Source organism: Paraburkholderia sp. SARCC-3016, from assembly GCF_031119615.1.
In the GTDB taxonomy this organism is placed as follows: Bacteria; Pseudomonadota; Gammaproteobacteria; order Burkholderiales; family Burkholderiaceae; genus Paraburkholderia.
The window spans coordinates 92308-111830 of sequence record NZ_JAVHZD010000029.1; the positions used below are offsets into that span (position 1 = coordinate 92308).

17 protein-coding genes are annotated in these 19523 nt (G+C 63.5%); 15 read left to right on the forward strand and 2 right to left on the reverse strand.

The features are described from left to right. Window positions 1–5 precede the first annotated feature (5 nt). The 3 genes from QYH69_RS26420 to QYH69_RS26430 all read left to right on the forward strand — a co-directional run bounded on the left by QYH69_RS26420 (window position 6) and on the right by QYH69_RS26430 (window position 4192). Complete coding sequence (locus tag QYH69_RS26420; RefSeq protein WP_308834678.1) at window positions 6–1604, forward strand: class I adenylate-forming enzyme family protein; 1599 nt, start codon at window positions 6–8, stop codon at window positions 1602–1604. Between the two features lie 767 nt (window positions 1605–2371). Continuing rightward, on the forward strand, window positions 2372–3208 hold the full coding sequence (locus QYH69_RS26425) for a CmcJ/NvfI family oxidoreductase (protein ID WP_308834679.1): 837 nt from the start codon (window positions 2372–2374) through the stop codon (window positions 3206–3208). A 195-nt stretch (window positions 3209–3403) separates the two neighbouring features. Further along, window positions 3404–4192: an FRG domain-containing protein gene (locus QYH69_RS26430; protein ID WP_308834680.1), complete on the forward strand. Its 789-nt coding sequence runs from the start codon at window positions 3404–3406 to the stop codon at window positions 4190–4192. 36 nt (window positions 4193–4228) lie between these two features. Here the strand turns inward: QYH69_RS26430 and QYH69_RS26435 are convergent, their stop codons facing one another. Both QYH69_RS26435 and QYH69_RS26440 read right to left on the reverse strand, forming a co-directional pair. Then, entirely contained in the window at window positions 4229–4831 is a 603-nt protein-coding gene (locus tag QYH69_RS26435) for an ANTAR domain-containing protein (protein ID WP_308834681.1), read from the reverse strand. Beyond that, entirely contained in the window at window positions 4828–6024 is a 1197-nt protein-coding gene (locus tag QYH69_RS26440; RefSeq protein WP_308834682.1) for a transporter substrate-binding domain-containing protein, read from the reverse strand. Before QYH69_RS26440 ends, QYH69_RS26435 begins: the two co-directional genes overlap by 4 nt. Before the next feature lie 376 nt (window positions 6025–6400). Here QYH69_RS26440 and QYH69_RS26445 point away from each other — a divergent pair, with 376 nt between their 5' ends. The 12 genes from QYH69_RS26445 to QYH69_RS26500 all read left to right on the forward strand — a co-directional run bounded on the left by QYH69_RS26445 (window position 6401) and on the right by QYH69_RS26500 (window position 19392). Further along, window positions 6401–7648: an urea ABC transporter substrate-binding protein gene (locus QYH69_RS26445; RefSeq protein ID WP_308834683.1), complete on the forward strand. Its 1248-nt coding sequence runs from the start codon at window positions 6401–6403 to the stop codon at window positions 7646–7648. Window positions 7649–7727: 79 nt separating this feature from the next. Further along, the gene (gene urtB, locus QYH69_RS26450) at window positions 7728–9395 is read left to right on the forward strand and encodes an urea ABC transporter permease subunit UrtB (protein WP_308834684.1); all 1668 of its coding nucleotides are present in this window, start codon (window positions 7728–7730) and stop codon (window positions 9393–9395) included. Further along, window positions 9392–10531 (forward strand): urea ABC transporter permease subunit UrtC, encoded by a 1140-nt coding sequence (urtC, locus tag QYH69_RS26455; RefSeq protein WP_308834685.1) that lies wholly within the window; start codon window positions 9392–9394, stop codon window positions 10529–10531. Before urtB ends, urtC begins: the two co-directional genes overlap by 4 nt. Beyond that, window positions 10528–11280, forward strand: a complete 753-nt coding sequence (gene urtD, locus QYH69_RS26460; RefSeq protein WP_308834686.1) for an urea ABC transporter ATP-binding protein UrtD — start codon at window positions 10528–10530, stop codon at window positions 11278–11280. Before urtC ends, urtD begins: the two co-directional genes overlap by 4 nt. Before the next feature lie 2 nt (window positions 11281–11282). After that, a complete protein-coding gene (gene urtE, locus QYH69_RS26465) occupies window positions 11283–11987 on the forward strand; it encodes an urea ABC transporter ATP-binding subunit UrtE (RefSeq protein WP_075161134.1) in 705 nt (234 codons plus the stop codon). 43 nt (window positions 11988–12030) lie between these two features. Then, on the forward strand, window positions 12031–13029 hold the full coding sequence (locus QYH69_RS26470; RefSeq protein ID WP_308834687.1) for an acetamidase/formamidase family protein: 999 nt from the start codon (window positions 12031–12033) through the stop codon (window positions 13027–13029). Window positions 13030–13042: 13 nt separating this feature from the next. After that, window positions 13043–13813, forward strand: coding sequence for an SDR family NAD(P)-dependent oxidoreductase (locus QYH69_RS26475; RefSeq protein ID WP_308834688.1), 771 nt, complete (start codon window positions 13043–13045; stop codon window positions 13811–13813). Between the two features lie 67 nt (window positions 13814–13880). Then, window positions 13881–15044 carry a substrate-binding protein gene (locus tag QYH69_RS26480; RefSeq protein WP_308834689.1) on the forward strand — a complete coding sequence of 388 codons (1164 nt, stop codon included), beginning with the start codon at window positions 13881–13883 and terminating at the stop codon, window positions 15042–15044. Between the two features lie 22 nt (window positions 15045–15066). Beyond that, window positions 15067–15900 (forward strand): branched-chain amino acid ABC transporter permease, encoded by an 834-nt coding sequence (locus tag QYH69_RS26485; protein WP_308834695.1) that lies wholly within the window; start codon window positions 15067–15069, stop codon window positions 15898–15900. Further along, on the forward strand, window positions 15893–17740 hold the full coding sequence (locus tag QYH69_RS26490; protein WP_308834690.1) for an ATP-binding cassette domain-containing protein: 1848 nt from the start codon (window positions 15893–15895) through the stop codon (window positions 17738–17740). Before QYH69_RS26485 ends, QYH69_RS26490 begins: the two co-directional genes overlap by 8 nt. Continuing rightward, window positions 17737–18447 carry an ABC transporter ATP-binding protein gene (locus QYH69_RS26495; RefSeq protein ID WP_308834691.1) on the forward strand — a complete coding sequence of 237 codons (711 nt, stop codon included), beginning with the start codon at window positions 17737–17739 and terminating at the stop codon, window positions 18445–18447. The genes QYH69_RS26490 and QYH69_RS26495 overlap by 4 nt, the downstream gene beginning before the upstream one ends. A gap of 18 nt (window positions 18448–18465) precedes the next feature. Continuing rightward, window positions 18466–19392: a DUF1028 domain-containing protein gene (locus QYH69_RS26500; protein WP_308834692.1), complete on the forward strand. Its 927-nt coding sequence runs from the start codon at window positions 18466–18468 to the stop codon at window positions 19390–19392. Window positions 19393–19523 lie beyond the last annotated feature (131 nt).

Genomic DNA, 19523 nt, shown 5'->3' on the forward strand with positions numbered 1-19523 from the left:
GCACGATGCCGAAGCAATCCGATTCGCCGCGGAACACGGAACGCGGCACGACCGGCACCGCAAATGGCGCCACGCAAACGCTGGCCGAGGCGCTCACCGCGTGCTGGAACAAACCGGAAGTCGCGGCCCTGACCGCACTCGACGACGGCAACCGGTCATTCACGTACGCGCAACTCGCCGATGCAACCGCGACGACCGCCGCGAGCCTGCTTGCGCGGGGCCTCGTGCGAGGCGATGCAGTGGCGATCGCAATGAGCCGTTCGCTCGACGCGGTCGTGGTTCTGCTTGCCGCGATCCGTTGCGGGCTGTGTCCATGCGTACTTGAACCCAAGCTGCCGGTGGAAGAGATCGATGAACGATTGACGCTGGTCGGCGCGAAAGGGCTCGTATTCGATTCCGCCAATAGCGACCTGGTACAGGGGCTTAAGCGCGATCCCGACGGGCGCGGCACCATGCGCGCGATCGACTCTGCGCAACTCGGCGCGCACGCCGCCGCCGCCGAAGCCGCGGCTGACTCGACATCCGAACACGATGTCGACGAACGCACGCCCGCATTGCTTCTGTTCACATCGGGAAGCACCGGCCGCCCCAAGGCGGTCGAACTGACGCAACGCGCGCTGTTGAACAATGCGCTTGGCGTAATCGCCCACACCGGTCTTTCAGCGCAAGACCGCCTGCTGCACGTGATGCCGATCTATCACACGAATGGCGTGAACAATCAGCTGTTCGCCCCGTTGCTGGCGGGCGCGACGATTATCTTCGCCGACCGCTTTCGCGCCGACGACATGCCCGTATTGATGGAGCGGCACCGCCCGACGATCATCACCGGCGTGCCGACGATGTATTCACGCATGCTGTCGCAGAAGTTCACGCCGGCAGCGCTTGCATCGCTGAGAATCGCGCGATGCGGTTCGGCGCCGATCACCGAGGCGCTGCACCGCGAAGTGGAAGCGAAGCTCGGCTGTCCGCTCATCGTCTCGTACGGACTATCGGAAGCAACCTGTACGAGCACGATGAACCCGCCGCACGCGCGCCGCATCGGTTCGGTCGGCACCGTGTTGCGCGGGCAGTCGGTTCAACTGCGGCAAGCCGACGACACGATGACGGACGCGCCCGGTGTCGAGGGAGAAATCTGTATCGCCGGACGTAGCGTGATGACCGGTTACCTCGGCGTGGAAGATGCGACGGCGCGCACCGTCACCGATGGATGGCTGCGTACCGGCGACCTCGGCCGCTTCGACGAGGACGGGTATCTGTATGTCACCGGCCGCATCAAGGACGTGATCATTCGCGGTGGAGAAAATCTCTCGCCATTGCTGATCGAAAACGTGATTGTCGGCGAGACGCATGTGCGGGCGTGCTGCGTGGTCGGCAAACCCGATCCAGATCTCGGCGAAGTTCCGGTTGCAGTCGTAGTGGCCGGCGACGATTCGACACTGCACGCACAGGATATTTGCGATTCGGTACGCCGCAGACTGTCGCGCATCTATGTGCCGCACGAAGTGTATTTCGTCGATGCGCTTCCTGAGACGGCGGTCGGCAAGGTCGATCGCAAGTCGCTCGCCGGTTTGGTGCGCGATGGCTTGCTTCAGGCCGTCGCCTAGCTTTCGCAGCGCCTCTTTGAGATTGCGAAATCATCGCGCGCGAGCTTGCATGACTTCCCGTGCGCTCGCGCGCGCTCACGCTTTTCGCGCCGCAACCAGAAAACGAAATCTCAAATCTCGTTGAAGCGGCACGCTCAAGCAACATGGAAGCGTTCATCGCTTCTAATATGTGCCTTAACGTCCCGCCCCTGTCCTGCAAGTGCGCTTTAGAAAATTCATTATTCACTCACGCATGAGCTTGCGTTTTTCGCCAAGCGTGGAATGACATTGCCCCTCCGCGGCGTCGAAGTTTAACTAGCCAGCCAAGCCAGGCGTATCGATCATGCAGATGACGGCACGCAATCCATTTGCGTGTTCGAAGCATCGCCGCAATGCCTGCCTGTCTGCATTGAGCATGCTCGCTAGTTGAATCAGCGCATCTGGAAGCTGGAGGGTTGTCATGCCGGGCCTTGCATCGATTTTTCGTCGACCGCTTTTCCGTCGAACAAAGCTATTTCGAGAGTCGGACGGTGCTGCTGCGATCCGCGGCGTTGAATCTTCTCCCCTAAGTTTGCGCGTCGATGAGCCGGATGACTCATCGACGCGCGAGCGCTCGACTCGCTCCGAGGCCGAGCGCCTCGAACGCGTCGCTGCCTATGCGCGCGCCGGATATTTCAACCTCGGTTACACGTACGAGATGTTTCATCTCGCCGGCGAACTGCCGCCGCCCGAATAACACGCGGCAATCGCACGCAGAACCTGTTTTTCGCAAGGATGGAGTAAAACCCATGAGCGACATCGTCATCGATCAACCCGTCATGGTCGAGGCCGACCTGACCTATCTGGTGCCTGACGGCCAGCGGCCCTATCGCTATATGTACGATCCGCCGACGGGCGTGCCGCGTGAGGGTGGCACCTACCGAGCGCATCGCGTGCCGATCGTCAATGCGCGCGTCGCGGCGCCGCCGGGCGGCTTGTCGCTCGACCGCAACGGCTTCGAACTGCACGCGCACAAGAGCGCACTCGATGACTTCTCCGACGCGCGCACGATCGAATCGGTGTACTACCCTGAATCGATCGAGTTGATCAAGCGGCTGACCGGCGCGCGGCGTGTCGTCATTTTCGACCATACGCTGCGCGATGCCGATCCGGCCACACGGCCAGGCAATGGCCACGAGCCGGTGAAGACGATCCACAACGATCAGACCTTCGTCTCGGGACCGCGCCGGGTCCGCGAACTCGCGCCCGCCGACGAAGCCGACGAGTGGCTCGAAGGACGCACGGCGATCATCAACCTGTGGCGCCCGATCGTCGCACCGGTCGAGTCGTCGCCGCTTGCGATGTGCGATGCACGCAGCATCGCGCCGGGCGACCTGATCCCAACCGATCTGCACCGCGAGGACGGCACCAGCGGCGAGGTTTACACGTTCGCTCATAACGCGCAGCACCGTTGGTACTATTTCCCGCGGATGACACCCGGCGAAGTCGTGCTGCTGAAAATCTTCGATTCGGCCGAAGACGGAATCGCCCGATTGACCGCGCACACCGCGTTTGAAGATCCGTCCTCGCCCGCCGATGCGCTGCCGCGAAAAAGCATCGAATTGCGCACGCTGGTGCTGTTCTGAGGCTCGTTGAGCACGGCAGCCGGCGCTTGCGGCGACAACTCGCTTTGCCGCAAGCCGCGCTTGACCGCAGTTGACCGGCAACGCGATTGCAGATTTACGCACGACCGAAACAATTGCCGTCTATACTCGCGCCGAATCAGGCCAAGCCAAATCGCCTGTAACCGTTGAAAGCTTTACGCGGAGGCAAGCGGCGCGATGGAAACGACGGTCATCTCGAGCTGGGGCGCGTTCGTCGATCTGTGTTCGGATCTCGACGGCTGGGCCTTTCGCGGACAACCGGACGCACGCTGGCATTTGCAAAGTTCGTTGTCGCGCTATCTGCTTGCTTACGTTGCGGACCGCTCGGAATGGCAGGCGCGCGAAGCGCGCGCGATTCGCATTTTCCGGCGCAAGGCTCACAATTACCTTCCAAACCCTGAATTGCTCAACGACGATCTACGTTGCCTGAGCCTGATGCAACATCATGGCGCGCCGACGCGGCTGCTCGATTTCACGAAGTCGCCGTTCGTTGCCGCTTTTTTCGCACTCGAGCGCACGACGACCGATGCCGCGATCTTTGCGCTGAACACCCCGGCGCTATGGCGTAATAGCGCACGCCCGAAAGCGGCGCCGTCGTTGACGCGCGATGAACTCGATCCGCGCGTGAAGGGCAATCTGGAGCGGTATTTCCTCAGCAACGAAAACGAAGTGATCTGGTTCGGCGAGCCCTCCGAAATGGACGGCCGTCTGATTGCGCAATCGGGCACGTTCGTCGTGCCTGGCGTAATCGACCGGCCGCTGCATGCGATTCTCGACGACTACGAAAGCGACGCCGAACTGCTGCGCAAGATCATCCTGCCGCCTGGTTTGCGCAGCGATGCGATGCGCTGGCTATACCGGATGAACATCACGAACGCGTCGCTGTTTCCCGATCTCGATGGCCTCGCGAAGTCGATTGCGGTCGAACTCGAGATGGTGTGGCCGAGCCTGACGTTCGGGTCATAGCCCGCGACGGCGGCAAACGGCGTCCCGTAGCGCGCCTCAAAAACTCAGCGTTTCATGCGCCTTGACGATCGCGCTCGCGATCGTCTCGATCTGCTCGCGCTTAAGCATTGCCTGCGAGCGCAGCAGTTGGTACGCCTCGTCTTCCGACACTTTGCGCGCATCCATCACGATGCGCTTGGCCTGCTGGATCACACGCAGATTCGCCTGTTTCTGTTCGAGCCGCTCGATGTAGCGCTCGCGCATTCTGGACGCCTTGAATTGAGTCAGTGCGACGGCAATCGCGGTAAGCAGCCCGAATGAGCGCACCGGCGATGGAATCGTTGCAAACGCATTCAACCGCAGCACGGCTTCGATCGTGATCGGGTTCTCGTATGTGACGACGGGTATCACGGGCGGCGTCGAGCTCGCGCCGAGCCATGGGAACGAAGTCGCAAGCGTTTCCGGGCGGACCGCCATCACGACGAGCCCGGTGCCCGGCGGCAAGCTGTCGAGGCGCGGCCAGAACACTTCGACATCGCAGCCGATGCGCTGCAATTGAGCGAGCAGTTCTTCGCCATCCTGATCGTGCGGATGAATGACCGCGACTTTCAGCGAGCGCAGATCGCGAAGTATCGCGGGAGTGCCGGTCACCGGTTTCATCGGGCGGCTCCTGAGCGCGCGAGCTCGGGTTGTGCGGCAGCGGTCCACGCGGGTGTCGTATGCGACACGACATACGGGTCAGCTTTCACGCGGCCCGGTGCGCGTCCGATGATGTCGAACTGACCGCGTGCATTGACGCGGCCGATCAGCGGATGCAGGTACGTATGGTTGTTGTGCTCGTCGATGCGCACCCGTCCTTGCGGCGCGTCGTATTCAAGGCCAGGCAGCACGCGAAGCAGCAAGGTGGGATCGTCCGAACCGACCCGGCGGATTGCATCGGCGAGCAGGTGCATCTGGAAATAGGCCGCTTCCCAGCACATGTTGGCCGGCTGCTCGCTGCCGAAGCGCGCCTGGTAGCGCTGCACCGCGGCGACGTTCGCCGGCGTACCGACGCTCTGAAAATAGGTAGCCGACGTGATGTGGCCTTCGGCCAGGTCGCTGCCCATCACGGCGATCTCGGCTTCGCTCGTCATATGGCTCGCAATCGGCATCCGGTAAGGATCGAGTCCGACATGCGCGAATGCGCGATACAGAAGCGGAATGCCTTCGCCGACCACGGTCGAAAAGATGAAATCGGGCGCGCGCTGCTTGATGCGCTGCGCCGCGTCGAGGTAGCTTTGCCACGGCGCATCGAGCGCGAGGTACGTCTCCTCGACTTTCTCGCCGCCTCGTTCGAGAATCAGATCGCTCATCACGCGATTCGATTCATACGGGCAAACGTAGTCCGACCCGATCATGCTGACGCGCAAGCCGAACTGCGCGAGCATGAAGCCGGCTAGCGGCAGCGTGTTCTGATTCGGCGCGGCGCCCGTATAAATCACATTGCGGCTGTATTCGAAGCCTTCGTACGGCGTTGCATAGAAAAGCAGCGCGTTGTGCCGCTCGACGATCGGGATGACGGCCTTGCGCGTGCTCGACATATAGCAGCCGACGATGATCTTCACACGATGTTCGAGAATCAGTTGCTCGGCGAGGTCCGCATAACGGCGCGGCGTGCATTGCGGGTCGAGACAGACGAGTTCGATCGGCCGGCCCGATACGCCGCCCGCGTGGTTGATCTCCTCGGCCGCAAGCATCGTTGCTTGCAACTGCGTAATCTCCGCCGCGGAAGTGACGCCCGAGCGCGAATACAGCACACCGATCCGGATGGGGGCCGACGTAGGGCCCGGCACGTTGCTTGTCATGAGTGTCATTCAAAGGACGTTGCTTGTGCGTGCTGCGCATCGCTGGTGCGGGCATGCACAGTCTGCGTGCGGCCTGCGCGTGCGTGCGAGTGCGCGGCGCCCGTCGATAATGCCCGCTGCGCATCGCGCGGCGCAAGTGAACAATATGCGGAGTGCGTCGCCTCATGCTTTATTGCGCGGTGCTCTGCGCGCCCGACTATCGTTGGCATACCGATTGCTTCTTAGCTTTCGCTGACCCAACGCGCGCAGCGGATCAGCCAACTTCTTTGCGTCGCTCGAGACAAAGGCGTCTTGTGCGGCACCGGCCAAAAAAGCCCGAAACCGGTTCGTCCGGTTTCGGGCTTTTTGCGTTTGCGGTTTTCTCATACACGTCGGAGTGGTGCACATGAAAAGACGTACCTTCCTGTCGGCAGTCGGTTCGGGGTTGGTGACCGCTGCCGGCGCCACGCTGCCCAAAGCCGCGTTTGCCGCGGGCGGCGGCGAGCCGATCAAGCTCGGACTGCTGTTTTCGCAGTCGGGAACGATGGCGAACAACGAGTCGCTGCTGAAGGACACGGCGCTGATGACCATCGATCAGATCAACGCAAAGGGCGGCGTAATGGGCCGCAAATTGCAGGGTGTGGTCGTCGATCCGGGCTCGGACTGGCCGATGTATGCGCAACTATCGAAGCAGCTGATTCAGCGCGACAAATGCGCGGCGCTGTTCGGCTGCTGGACGTCGGTATCGCGCAAGTCCGTGCTGCCGGTCGTCGAAGCGCAGGACAGCCTGCTGTTCTATCCGCTTCACTTCGAAGGCGAAGAGCAGTCGAAGAACGTCGTCTATCTGAATTCGCCGCCGAGCAGTTCGGTACTGCCCGCGGTGGACTATCTGATGAGCGACCAGGGCGGCGGCGCGAAGCGCTTCTATATGATCGGCAGCGACTACGTCTGGCCGCGCACGATCAACAAGATGCTCAAGGGCTATCTGAAGACGAAAGGCATTCAGGAGACCGCGTGGCGCGAACATTACGTGCCGTTCGGTCAGTCGAACTTCCAGACGATCGTGCGCGAGATCAAGGACTTCGCCGCGCAACCTGGTGGCCAGGCAATCGTCGTGATGACCGTGGTCGGCGATTCGATTCCGGCGATGTTCAAGGAAGCGATCAACCAGGGCATTCGCGCGACCGATATTCCGATCCTCGGTCTCGACGTCGTCGATAGCGACCTCGAAGGTCTCGACACGAAGCCGCTGGTCGGCCATCTGAGCTGCTGGTGTTACTTCCAGAACGTCGACACGCCCCTGAACCGCCAGTTCAAGAGCGACTGGAAGAACTACGTGGCCGCGCACAACCTGAAGCACCGGCCCGACATGGTGATCGATCCGATGGTGTCGACCTATCTCGGCCTCAACCTGTGGGCGAAGGCGGCGACGAAAGCGCACTCGACGAGCCCGGATGCGGTGCGCAAGGCGCTGGCGGGCGAAACGGTCGCGGATCCGGCCGGCTACACGGCAAAGATGGACGAAACCACGCAATACCTGTGGCGCGGCGACATGATCGGTTCGATCAACGCGAATCAGGGCTTCGACATCTTGTGGAAGTCGAAGGACATCGTGAAGCCGGTGCCGTTCAGCCCGTATATCGGCAAGGCTTGACGCCGCAGTGGCCCGTTCGCGCCGGTCCGCGCATGGCAATTGCATGGACCGGCGCGGCAGCATCGACCGGAAAACTCGTGTGATCAACATCAGGCAAATCTTCCTCGCCATCGCGGTCGTCACGATGGCGTTCGCAGCGAGCGTCATCGCGGTTACCGCGAACGCCGCGTCGTTGCCGGAAGCCTCGCTGACGGCAGCGGCACCGGCTGCGCGTGCGGCCGCGCTCGCCGCGTTCTGCGCGCAGGACGGCGACAAGGCCGCTGCACTGTCGCGAATCGTCGAACGCGGCGTGTCGACCGATGCGGGCGAACAGGCGTGGGCCATGCGCGTCGTCGATGCGATGCGCAACGGCGCGCTCGTGTGCGGCGACAATGGCCACGCGACGATAGCAGGCAGTCCGGCGCTCGATGCGGCAAGCGGTCAGCCGGCCGCGGGCTCGGGGTCGTCGGCCGATTTGCCATACGTGCCCGGCATTCTGATGATGCGCAAGCTGGCTGTCGCATCCGCGGAAATCAGCCTGTTTTCGCACGACGATGATAAACGCGCGACGGCGGCTCGCCAGGTCGACAAATTCTTCAGCCTGCTCGATCCGGCCATCGTTGCGCGCGCAAGCAAGCAGGAACGCAATCCCGATATCGCCGCCATGCTGACGCTCGCGCTCGCCAAGCGCGGCCTCAACAGCGACGTCAAAGCCGACCGGCTTGCTGCGATCAAAGCGGTCGCGCAAGTGCCGAGCGAAACCGCCCGCACCGCGCTCGCGAACCTGGCCACGCAGGATGCCGTGCGTAACGATCCCGATCTGCGCGCCGCGGTGCAAGGAGCGATGCACGATATCGATACCTGGCTGTCGGTCGGCAAAGCGCTGTCGATACTCTTCAGCGGGCTCAGCTATGCCGGCGTATTGCTGCTGACCGCGCTCGGACTTTCGATCGTGTTCGGCCTGATGGGCGTGATCAATCTCGCGCACGGCGAGTTCATCATGATCGGCGCGTACGCGACGTGGCTCGTCGAACGCTTCATGCAGGCGCATCTTCCCGCGCAATTCGATGCGTATATCTTCGTGGCGATTCCGGTCGCGTTCGTCGTGTGCGCGGTGTGCGGCATGCTGCTCGAGTTCTGCGTGATCCGTTTCCTGTATCGCCGTCCGCTCGAAACGCTGCTCGCGACCTGGGCGGTCAGCATCGCGCTGATCAAGCTCGTGCAGGTGCTGTTCGGCTCGCAGAACCTCGAATTCGTCACGCCGGCGTTTCTGAACGGCGGCGTGCAGGCCGCGCCCGGCTTCTTCGTCACCTATAACCGGCTCTTCGCAATCGGCCTCGCACTGCTGATTTTTGTCGCCACGTTCGCGGTCATCCGGCTCACGAAGCTCGGCCTGCTGATGCGCGCGACCACGCAGTTGCGCGATATGGCGAAGTGCCTGGGCGTGCCCGCCGAACGCATCGACCGCATGGCCTTCGGCATCGGTGCAGGCCTTGCCGGACTTGCCGGCGTCGTGCTCACGCAGATCGCCAGCGTCAATCCATCGATGGGCACGGGCTTCGTCGTCGATTCGTTCATGGTGGTCGTGCTCGGCGGCGCCGGAAGCCTGGTCGGCACCGCGGTGTCGTCGCTCGCGCTCGGGGAGATCAACCAGTTCATCGAGCCGTTCTATGGCGCGGTCGCCGCGAAGGTCGCGGTGCTGCTGCTGATCGTGCTGATCATCCAGAAGCGGCCGCAAGGTCTCTTTGTTCTGAAGACCCGCGTATGAACACATTGCCCGATCCGCATGCCGCCTCGCGGCGCTTCACATTGTCAGGTCTCGCCGCACGATGGATGGGACCGGCAACCGAAGCGTTCGTCGCGCCGTTGCTCATACTCGTCGCGCTCTATCTGCCGTTCGCCTATTTCGTCGTGCCCGAGTCGAACGTGCTGCATCTCTCGTTGTTCGGCATCAACCTGATCGGGCAGATCATGTGCTTTGCACTGCTTGCGCTGGCGCTCGATCTGGTGTGGGGCTACGCAGGCATCCTGAGCCTCGGCCACGGTATCTTCTTCGGCATCGGCGGCTATCTGATGGCGATTTACCTGCTCAACGGCGCCTACGAGCAGACGCACGTGTTGCCCGACTTCATGCAATACATGGGCGCGCACGATTTCCCGAAGTTGTGGACGGTGCTCGCGCGTCTCGACGTCGCCGTTCTTGCCACGATCGTCGTCAGCGCCGTCGTGGCCGGCGTGTTCGGTTTCGTCACGTTCCGCTCGCGGATCAACGGCGTGTATCTGTCGATCATCACGCAAGCGTTGACGTACGCGCTGATGCTGCTGCTCTTCATCAACGACGTCGGGCTCGGCGGCAACAACGGAATGACCGGCTTCACGCAACTCGCCGGTCGTCCGGTTGCGGCCACGGGCACGCAGATAGGGCTGGCGGTCGCGTCGTGCGTGCTGCTGGTGGTGGCGTACCTCGCGGTGCGTTATCTGACGCGTTCCGCGTTCGGCCGCGCCCTCATCGCGGTGCGCGACGACGAAGCGCGCATGCGCTTTCTCGGCTATCGCACGCATACGCTGAAACTCGTGGCATGGTGCCTCTCGGCCGTGCTCGCCGCGCTGGCCGGCATGCTGTACGTGCCGCAGGTCGGCATCGTCAATCCGACCATCGTCTCGCCGCAACTGTCGGTCGAAATCGCAGTGTGGGTGGCGATCGGCGGGCGCGGCACGCTGGTCGGTGCGATCCTCGGCGCCATTCTCGTGAACGGCATCAAGTTCTGGCTCACCGCGGAATTGCCTGCCGTCTGGCCGTTCATTCTGGCCGGCGTCACGTTGCTGATCGTCGTGTGCTTCAGCCACGGCGTATGGGGCACGTTCAGGGCGGCGGTCGAGCCGCACAAGGATGCGCGCCGATGAACCCGACACCGCAAACGGCGATCTACATCAGCGGCCTGTCCGTCACGTTCTCGGGTTTTGCCGCGATCACGAACCTGTCGATGGAATTTCGCTACGGAGAGATCCGCGCGATCATCGGGCCGAACGGCGCCGGCAAAACGACGCTGATGGATGTGATCACCGGTAAAACGCGGCCGGCGGCCGGCGAGGTATTCCTCAACAAGGTGACGAATCTAGCGGCGCTAGACGAAACCGCGATCGCGCGTCTCGGCATCGGCCGCAAATTCCAGAAGCCCAGTGTATTCGAAGCACTGCGCGTGCGGGAAAACCTCGAGCTTGCGATTCGCAACGGGCGCGGCTATGCCGATATGGTGCGCTCGCGTTTGACCCAGCGGCAGCACGCGCGCATCGACGAAGTGCTGGACACGATCAGTCTCGCAGCCGAAGGCGAACGCATGGCGGGCACGCTGTCGCACGGGCAGAAGCAATGGCTCGAGATCGGCATGCTGCTCGTCGCCGACCCGCACGTGATCCTGCTCGACGAGCCGGTGGCCGGCATGACCGATCACGAAACCTCGCGCACGGCGGAGCTGATCGCACGGCTCAAGGCGCCCGAGCGGGCAGTGATCGTCATCGAGCACGACATGGACTTCGTCGGCGAGATTGCCGATCTTGTCAGCGTGCTGCACGAAGGCAAGCTGCTCGGCGAGGGATCGATGGCGAGCGTGCGCGCCAATCCCGAAGTGATTCGCGTCTATCTGGGGCGCTGACGATGCTGACCATTTCATCGCTGAACCAGTACTACGGCAGCAGCCATACGCTGCGCGACGTATCGCTCGACGTGGCGGACGGCGCCTGCACGGTGGTGCTCGGCCGCAACGGCGTCGGCAAGACGACGCTGCTCAAATGCCTCGTCGGCCTGTTGCCCGTAAAGGCCGGCGGTATCGCGCTCGACGGCCGCGAAATCACGCGCACGCCGTCGCACCGGCGCGTCGCCGCTGGCCTCGGCTATGTGCCGCAAGGCCGCGATATCTTCCCGCTGCTGAGCGTCGAGGAAAACCTGCGCATCGGCGCGTATGCCGGCGAACGCAGCGTAGCACGCAACGGCAGGCAGTTTACGTTCGCCGATGTGTTCCAGACATTCCCCGTATTGAAAGCAATGCGCCGGCGCATTGCAGGCAATCTCTCCGGCGGCCAGCAACAGCAGCTCGCGATCGGCCGCGCGCTGCTGACCAACCCGAAGCTGCTGATTCTCGATGAACCGACCGAAGGCATTCAACCGTCGATCGTGATGGAAATCGAGGCGGTCATCCGTTCTTTGAAAGGCTCGCTGTCGATCCTGCTCGTCGAACAGTTTTTCGATTTCGCACAGGCGGTGGCCGACGACTACGTCGTGCTCGTGCGCGGCCAAGTGGTGTCCGCCGGCCGTGGCGACCAGATGGAGGCGAACAACGTCAGGGCGCTGATCTCGGTTTGAACATGTCGCCCACTTCCGATCAACCTCACAGGAACACACGTAGATGAACTGGCTTTCACAATCGATCATGTACACACGCGGGGTCGCGCGCGGCCAGGTCGGCGCGACGCACGAATTGACCGAAGCGCGACAGGGCACCTTTCACTACACGATGGGCCCGTATTCGGAGCCCGTATTGCATATCGCGCCGGGCGACCGGGTCGTCGTCGAAACGCGCGACGCATTCGACGGCAAGATCCGCACCGAAAAGGATCTGCCGAGCCAGCATCTGAAGGTGCCGTTTCTGAATCCGCAGAACGGCCCGATCATGATAGACGGCGCGGAAAAGGGCGACGTCGTCGCCGTGTACATCGAGTCGATGCAGCCGCGCGGCGACAATCCGCGCGGCACGTGCTGCCTGATTCCGCGCTTCGGCGCGCTGACCGGCACCGAATACACGGCCACGCTGAATGAGCCGCTGCCCGAAATCACGCGCAAGATCGACCTCGACGAAGACGGCGTGTACTGGAGCAAGCGCATCAAGCTGCCGTACAAACCGCATATCGGCACGCTGAGCCTGTCGCCGGAAATCGATTCGATCAATTCGCTGACGCCCGACAACCATGGCGGAAACATGGACGTGCCCGATATGGGCCCGGGCAGCATCACCTATCTGCCGGTTCGTTCGCCCGGCGCGCGCCTCTTTATCGGCGACGCGCATGCGTGCCAGGGCGATGGCGAAGTGTGCGGCACGGCCGTGGAATTCCAGAGCACGACGACGATTCACGTCGATCTGATCAAAGGCTGGCAGATCGACTGGCCGCGCCTCGAGACCGACCGGCTGCTGATGACGATCGGCAGCGCCCGGCCGCTCGAGGACGCAACGCGTATCGCGTATCACGAACTCGTGCGCTGGCTCGAGCTCGAGTACGGATTCGACCGTTGGGATGCCTACATGATGCTGAGCCAATGCGGCAAGGTGCGCCTTGGCAACTTCGTCGATCCGAAATATTCGGTCGGTGCGGCGATCGACAAGAAATATCTGGCGCCCGAAGCGGCGTAGAGGAGACCGGCTCATGGACCTTAAGCTCAAAGGATTGAAGGCGCTCGTCACGGGCGGTACGCGCGGCATCGGGCTTGCGATAGCCGAAGCTTTTGTCGACGAAGGCGCCGACGTCGCGCTGTGCGCACGCGACGGCGCGGCGGTCGAACGAACGGTGGCCGATCTCGCACAACGCGCTGCCGGAACCGTACGCGTGAGCGGCTCGGCCGTCGACGTATCGGATGGCGAAGCATTGCGAGCATGGACGCGCACGGCCGCGGAATATTTCGGCGGACTCGACATCGTCGTCGCGAACGTCAGCGCCTTGTCGACCGCGGACGAACTTGCGTCGTGGCAGGCGGAGTTCGAGACCGATCTGATGGGCACGGTGAACCTCGTGCATGCGGCAATGCCGTTCCTCGAGGCAAGCAAAGCGCCATCGATCGTCGGCATTTCCAGCGTGTCGGCGCGCGAGATCGATTTCGCGGCGGGGCCCTACGGCACGTTCAAGGCGGCGGTCGTGCATTACGTGCAAGGGCTTGCTTATCAGCTCGCGCCAAAGGGCATTCGCGCGAATACCGTGTCGCCGGGCAATACCTATTTCGCGGGCGGCTTGTGGGAGCACATCGAACGCAACGACCCGAAGCTGTTCGCGGATTCGCTCGCGTTGAATCCGACCGGCCGCATGGCGAAACCCGAGGAGATTGCGAATGCGGTGGTATTCATCGCGAGTCCGGCGGCGAGTTTCGTCAGCGGAACCAACCTCGTGGTGGACGGTGCGCTGACGCGCGGCGTGCAGTTCTGAGGCGCGGCAAACAGAGTTCGACTGAAACGGTTTGATCGAAACAAATCATACAAGGAGCCATACAACAATGAAGCGCATCTCTTTCGCGGCGGCGGCAGCCGCACTGCTTGCATCCGTCGTGACCGTTCATACGGCGTTCGCCGCCGACCCGATCAGGATCGGCGTACCGGTGGGCCTGAGCGGCGCGAACAGCGTCGTGGCGCCGTCCGTCGTGCAATCGGCGCAACTCGCGGTCGACGAGATCAATGCGAAAGGCGGCATTCTCGGCCGCCAGGTCAGCCTCGAAGTGGCCGATGACGGCAGCGGCGCGGCCGGCGCGCAAAAGGCCTTCGATTCGCTGATCTTCGACAAGAAGGTCAATGCGCTGATCTCGATGGAAACGAGCGCCGCGCGCAATGCCGGTTTGCCGATCGTCTCGCGCGGCAAGGTGCCGTTCATCTATACGTCGTTCTACGAAGGCCGTTCGTGCAACCGCTATATGTATGTCGACGCATGGGTGCCGGACCAGCAGGTCGCCCCGATCGTCGATTACTTCATGAAGCAGAAGCAGGCCAAGACGTTCTTCCTGATCGGCAGCGATTATGCATTCGGCCGCGGCATGCTCGACTTCACGAAGAGCTACATCGAGAAGCAGGGCGGCAAGGTGGTCGGCAACGAATATCTGCCGATGGACGGCTCGGACTGGACGCCGATCATCAGCAAGCTGCAGGCGGCGAAGCCTGACGCGATCATCACGTCGACGGCCGGCGGCGCGCCGAACGTCACGCTGACGAAACAGCTGCGTGCGGCCGGCGTGAAACTGCCGTACGGCAATCTCGCCGTCGACGAAGGCACGGCAAAGAGCATGGGCGCCGATGCGGCAGGCATCTATATTTCCGGCTCGTATGTGACGAACATCGACACGCCTGCCAATCAACAGTTTCTTGCGGCGATGCAAAAGCGCTTCGGCGCCGATCTGAAGACGCCGAACGATCTGTCGGTGCCCGAATACGAAGCGATCTATCTGTACAAGGCCGCGGTTGAAAAAGCCGGCACCGTCGATACCGCGAAAGTGATTCCCGCGCTCGCGCAGGTGTCGTTCGACGGCCCGCGCGGCAAGATCCAGATGGACAAGCAGCGTCACACGCCGCTCACGATGTATCTCGGCCAGGTGCAGGCGGACGGCTCCGTCAAAGTGATCGAGTCGTTCAAGAACGTCGATCCGGGCGCGCAATGCCCGGCGCTCAAGTAAGCGCAGCGAGGCGACCGCGATGCTGAATCTGAGCCTCGATATCGTCACGACCGCAGCGATCCTGTTTATCGTATCGACCGGATTGCTGCTCGTATTCGGCGTGATGAAAATCATCAACTTCTCGCACGGCGCATTCCTGACGACGGGCGGTTATGCAAGCGTGATCGTCGCGCAGGCGGGGCTCGGCTGGTGGTGGAGCATTCCGTGTTCGCTCGCGATCGGCTTCGTGCTCGGCATGGCGGTCGAACGCTTCATCGTGCGGCCGCTCTATGCGCGTCCGCTCGATGCGATTCTCGCGACCTGGGGCCTCGGTATTATCGTCGGCCAGCTGATCACGCTCGCGTTCGGGCGCGGCGTGCAGATGGTCGCGAGTCCGCTGACCGGCGCCGTTCACTGGCTCGGCGCGCAGTATTCGGCATACCGGCTCGTCCTCGTCGGCGTCGCGTTGGTCATCGCGCTTGCGCTCGGCTGGCTGCTCAACGGCACGCGTCTCGGTCTGCAAACACGCGCCGTCATCATGAACGAAGCGCTCGCGCGCGGTCTCGGCATCAGCAGTGCGCGCGTGCGGTTCATCACGTTCTGCACGGGCGCGGCGCTCGCGTCGCTGGCCGGCTGCCTGATCACGCCGCTCGCGAGCGTCGATCCGAATATGGGCGTTGCGTGGGTGGTGGGCGCATTCATGCTCGTGCTGGTAGCGGGCGCGTCGCTCGTCAATCTTGCAGTGGCAAGCGCGGTGCTCGGCGGCGCGCAGGTGCTCGTCAGCACCTTCGTCAATCCGGTGCTCGGCGGCCTGACGATCGCGGTGCTCGCGGCGTTGCTGCTGCGTATCAGGCCGGAGGGCTTTGCTCGTGGCTGATCCTGTTTCGACCATGCCGTTGCGCGTGCCGGTCGCGCGGCCGTGGCGCATGCCGCTCGTCGTGAGCGTGGCCGCGCTCGCCGTGCTGGCGGTGGGCAGCATTGTGCTGCCGACCTTTCTCGTCAATAACCTGATCCGCTCGTTTCTGTATGCGGCGCTTGCGTTGACCGTCGATCTGCTGTGGGGTTACACAGGCATCCTGACGTTCGGGCAGTCTGCATTCTTTGGCATCGGCGCCTATGCGGCGGGGCTCGTCTTCGTGCACGCGGGCTATTCCCCGCTGCTCGCGGCAGGCGCGCTCGCCGCGGGACTCGCGGCCGCATGGCTCGTGTCGCGCGCGATCGGCTGGCTCGCGTTTTATCACGGCGCTTCGCCGCTCTATGCGTCGGTCGTGACACTCGTGTTGCCGATCGTGCTCGTGCAGGCGATCTATTCGGGCGGCGAATTCACCGGCTCGAGCAGCGGGCTGTCGGGTTTCGACAGCATCGACCTGCCGCTCCCGGCGTGGTTTTTTATCGCCGGCGCTTTCCTCACGCTGGTCGCGGCGATCGCGTGGCTGTTCGTGCGCAGCGATGCGGGCCGGCTGCTGGTTGCGATTCGCGAGAACGAGTCGCGCTGCGAATATCTGGGCATCGACGTATCGCGCTACAAGGCCCGGCTGATGGACACATGCGCGCTCGTCGCCGCCTTCGCGGGCTTTCTGTTCGCGTGCGTGCAGATGGTGGTGGCGCCCGAGTATGCAGGCTTCGTGTTCGGCACCGAACTCGTGATCTGGGTCGCGCTCGGCGGACGCGGTTCGCTGCTGGGCCCGATCGTCGGCGCGCTGCTCATCGATACAGGCAGTGCGTATCTGAGCGGCGACCTGCCGTATATCTGGACGCTGCTGATCGGCATCGCCTTTGTCGTCGTGATCGTCGCGATGCCGCGCGGACTCGCGCCGCTCGTCGCGGATGGCGTGCGCCGCGCGCTGCCGCGCCGCCGGGGCGCGGCGCCGGTTGCGGTTACGTTCGTTGCGGCGCCCGCGCGCGAGCGCGAAGGTCCGGGAGGGGGCGAAGCTCAGGGGACGCCGGCCCCGGCGCTGTCGCTGCGCGACATACACAAGCATTTCGGCAGTCTCAAGGTGCTCGACGGCATCAGCTTCGACGCGCATGCCGGCGAGTTGCTGAGCCTGATCGGACCGAACGGCGCCGGTAAAAGCACGCTGATGCGCTGCATTGCCGATGGCGCGCAACGTTCGGGCGGCACTGTCGAGATCGGCGGCGCCGAGATCCGGCGGCTTGCGCCTTACGACTGCGTGGCGCTTGGCGTCGGACGCAAATTCCAGACGGCGACCGTATTCGACTCGCTGAGCGTGGCCGAAGCGTTGCGGATCGCGCGCTATCGCGTGGCGCGGCCGTCGAGATGGCAACGCGCGACGACGCTCGAGTTGCCGCAGCCCGCGCTCGACGTGCTGCGGCTGACGGGCCTCGATCGCATACCGGAGCGGCCGTGCCGGTATCTGTCGCACGGCCAGAAGCAGGCGCTCGAACTCGCCATGGTGCTTGCGCTCGAACCGCGCACGGTGCTGCTCGACGAGCCGACCGCGGGCCTCACGAAGCAGGAGCGCACGCAGATCGGCTCGATCTTCGTCTCGCTCGCAACGCGCTACCGGATGTGCCTGCTGCTCGTCGAGCACGACCTCGATTTCGTGCGGCAAATCAGTTCGCGCATCGTCGTGCTGCATCAGGGGCGCATTGTGATGGACGGCGGCGTCGACGAAGTCGTGAACTCGGACCTCGTGCGCGCCGTGTATGCGGGCGAATCGCACACGGGGGCGGCCGGCACAGGGAGCGGCGCATGAGCACATCGCCTGCAATCGATATCGGCGCGCTGCAAAGCGGCTATGGCGAAGCGATGGTGCTCAAGGGCATCGACCTCACGCTTGCGCGCGGCGAAGTAGTCGCGATCATGGGCAAGAACGGAATGGGCAAATCGACGCTGCTGAAGACGTTGATGGGCTATATCCGGCCGAAAAGCGGCGACGTCGCGCTGTTCGGCGAGCGCATCACGGGCCTGCCGCCGAACCGCATCGCGCGGCGCGACGTCGCTTACATTCCGCAGGAACAGGCGCTGTTCCAGGATCTGTCCGTCGAGGAAAACCTGAAGCTCGCGCTCGCGCGCGACCGCGATTTCAAGCCGCTTTTTGCACGCATCGAAGACCTGTTCCCGTTTCTGAAGCAGCGTTTGCGGCAGAAGGCGGGCACCTTGTCGGGCGGCGAGCAGAAGATGCTGCTCGTGGCCCGCGCGCTGATCCGCGAGCCGAAGCTGATCCTGATCGACGAAATCACCGAGGGCATGCAGCCGTCGGTGATCGAACGGCTGGTCGGCATCCTGACGCGCGAGCGCGACCGCTCCGGCACATCAATGCTGCTCGTCGAGCAGCACGTGCACTTTGCGTTCGCCGTTGCGAACCGCTATGCGGTGCTCGAACTCGGCGAAATTCCGGCCGCGGGTTCGACGTCCGACCCGGCAGCGCACGAAACCGTTGCGCGCTTTCTATCGCTTTAGCCACGGAGACCGCTTTTCATGACATTTTCGATTGTCGCGCGTTGCCCGGCCACCGGCGCCCTCGGCGTGGCTGTCAGCACCGCCGTGCCAGCCGTGGGTGCGATGTGCATCTATGTGCGCGCGGGCGTCGGCGCAGTGTCGACGCAATCGTGGGTCAATCCGTATCTCGCGCTCGACGCGCTCGCGCTGCTCGAGCAAGGCGCCGACGCGGAGAGCGCGCTCGCGCAGGCGCTCGGCGGCGACCCGGCCGCGGATTTGCGGCAGATCGGCATGATCGGCAGCCGCGGGCACGGCGCGGCATGGACCGGTGCGCAATGCACGAGCGTGGCCGGGCAGCGCACCGGTGCAACCTATTCGGTTCAGGGCAACATGCTGGTCGGGGCCGCGACGCTCGATGCGATGCAGGCCGCGTTCGAAGCAACGCCGGACCTCACGCTCGAAGAGCGGTTGATGCAGGCGCTCGAAGCGGGGCAGGCCGCGGGCGGCGACATGCGCGGACAGCAATCGGCGGCGCTCAAGGTCATGCGCGACGACGCCTATGCATGGGTCGATCTGCGCGTCGACGAACATGAGAACCCGGTAGCCGAATTGCGGCGCGTGTTCGAGCTCGCGCGACACCAGGTTGCACCGTTTGTCGAAAGCATGCCGACGCGCGACGACCCGGGTCGCGCGCCGTCGGACGCGGTCACGCGGATGCTGCTGACGCCGCCGCCGGCGCGTCCGGGAGCGACGCGGCGGGCGCACGGGAGGGCGGACGAACGCATCGATGCGCTCGCGCGCTGGATCGGCATCGAGTTCGCGGACGATCGCATCGCGCACAATCTGTCGGTGTACGGAACGATCCTCGCGGAGATCGACAAGCTGCGTACGCTCGATCTGTCGGATCGTCATCCGGCGATCGTGTTCGACATCGCGCGTCTTTATCGCACGATGGAGCGCCCATGAGCGATATCGAAGATCTCACTTCACTTGCCGCACGCATCGCCGATGGCGATGTCTCGCCGAAGTCGGATCGTAGCCATGTCGTTCTGTGAGCCAAGGAGTTGGTAGAATGTTTTGTCTTCCTAAGACCGCTT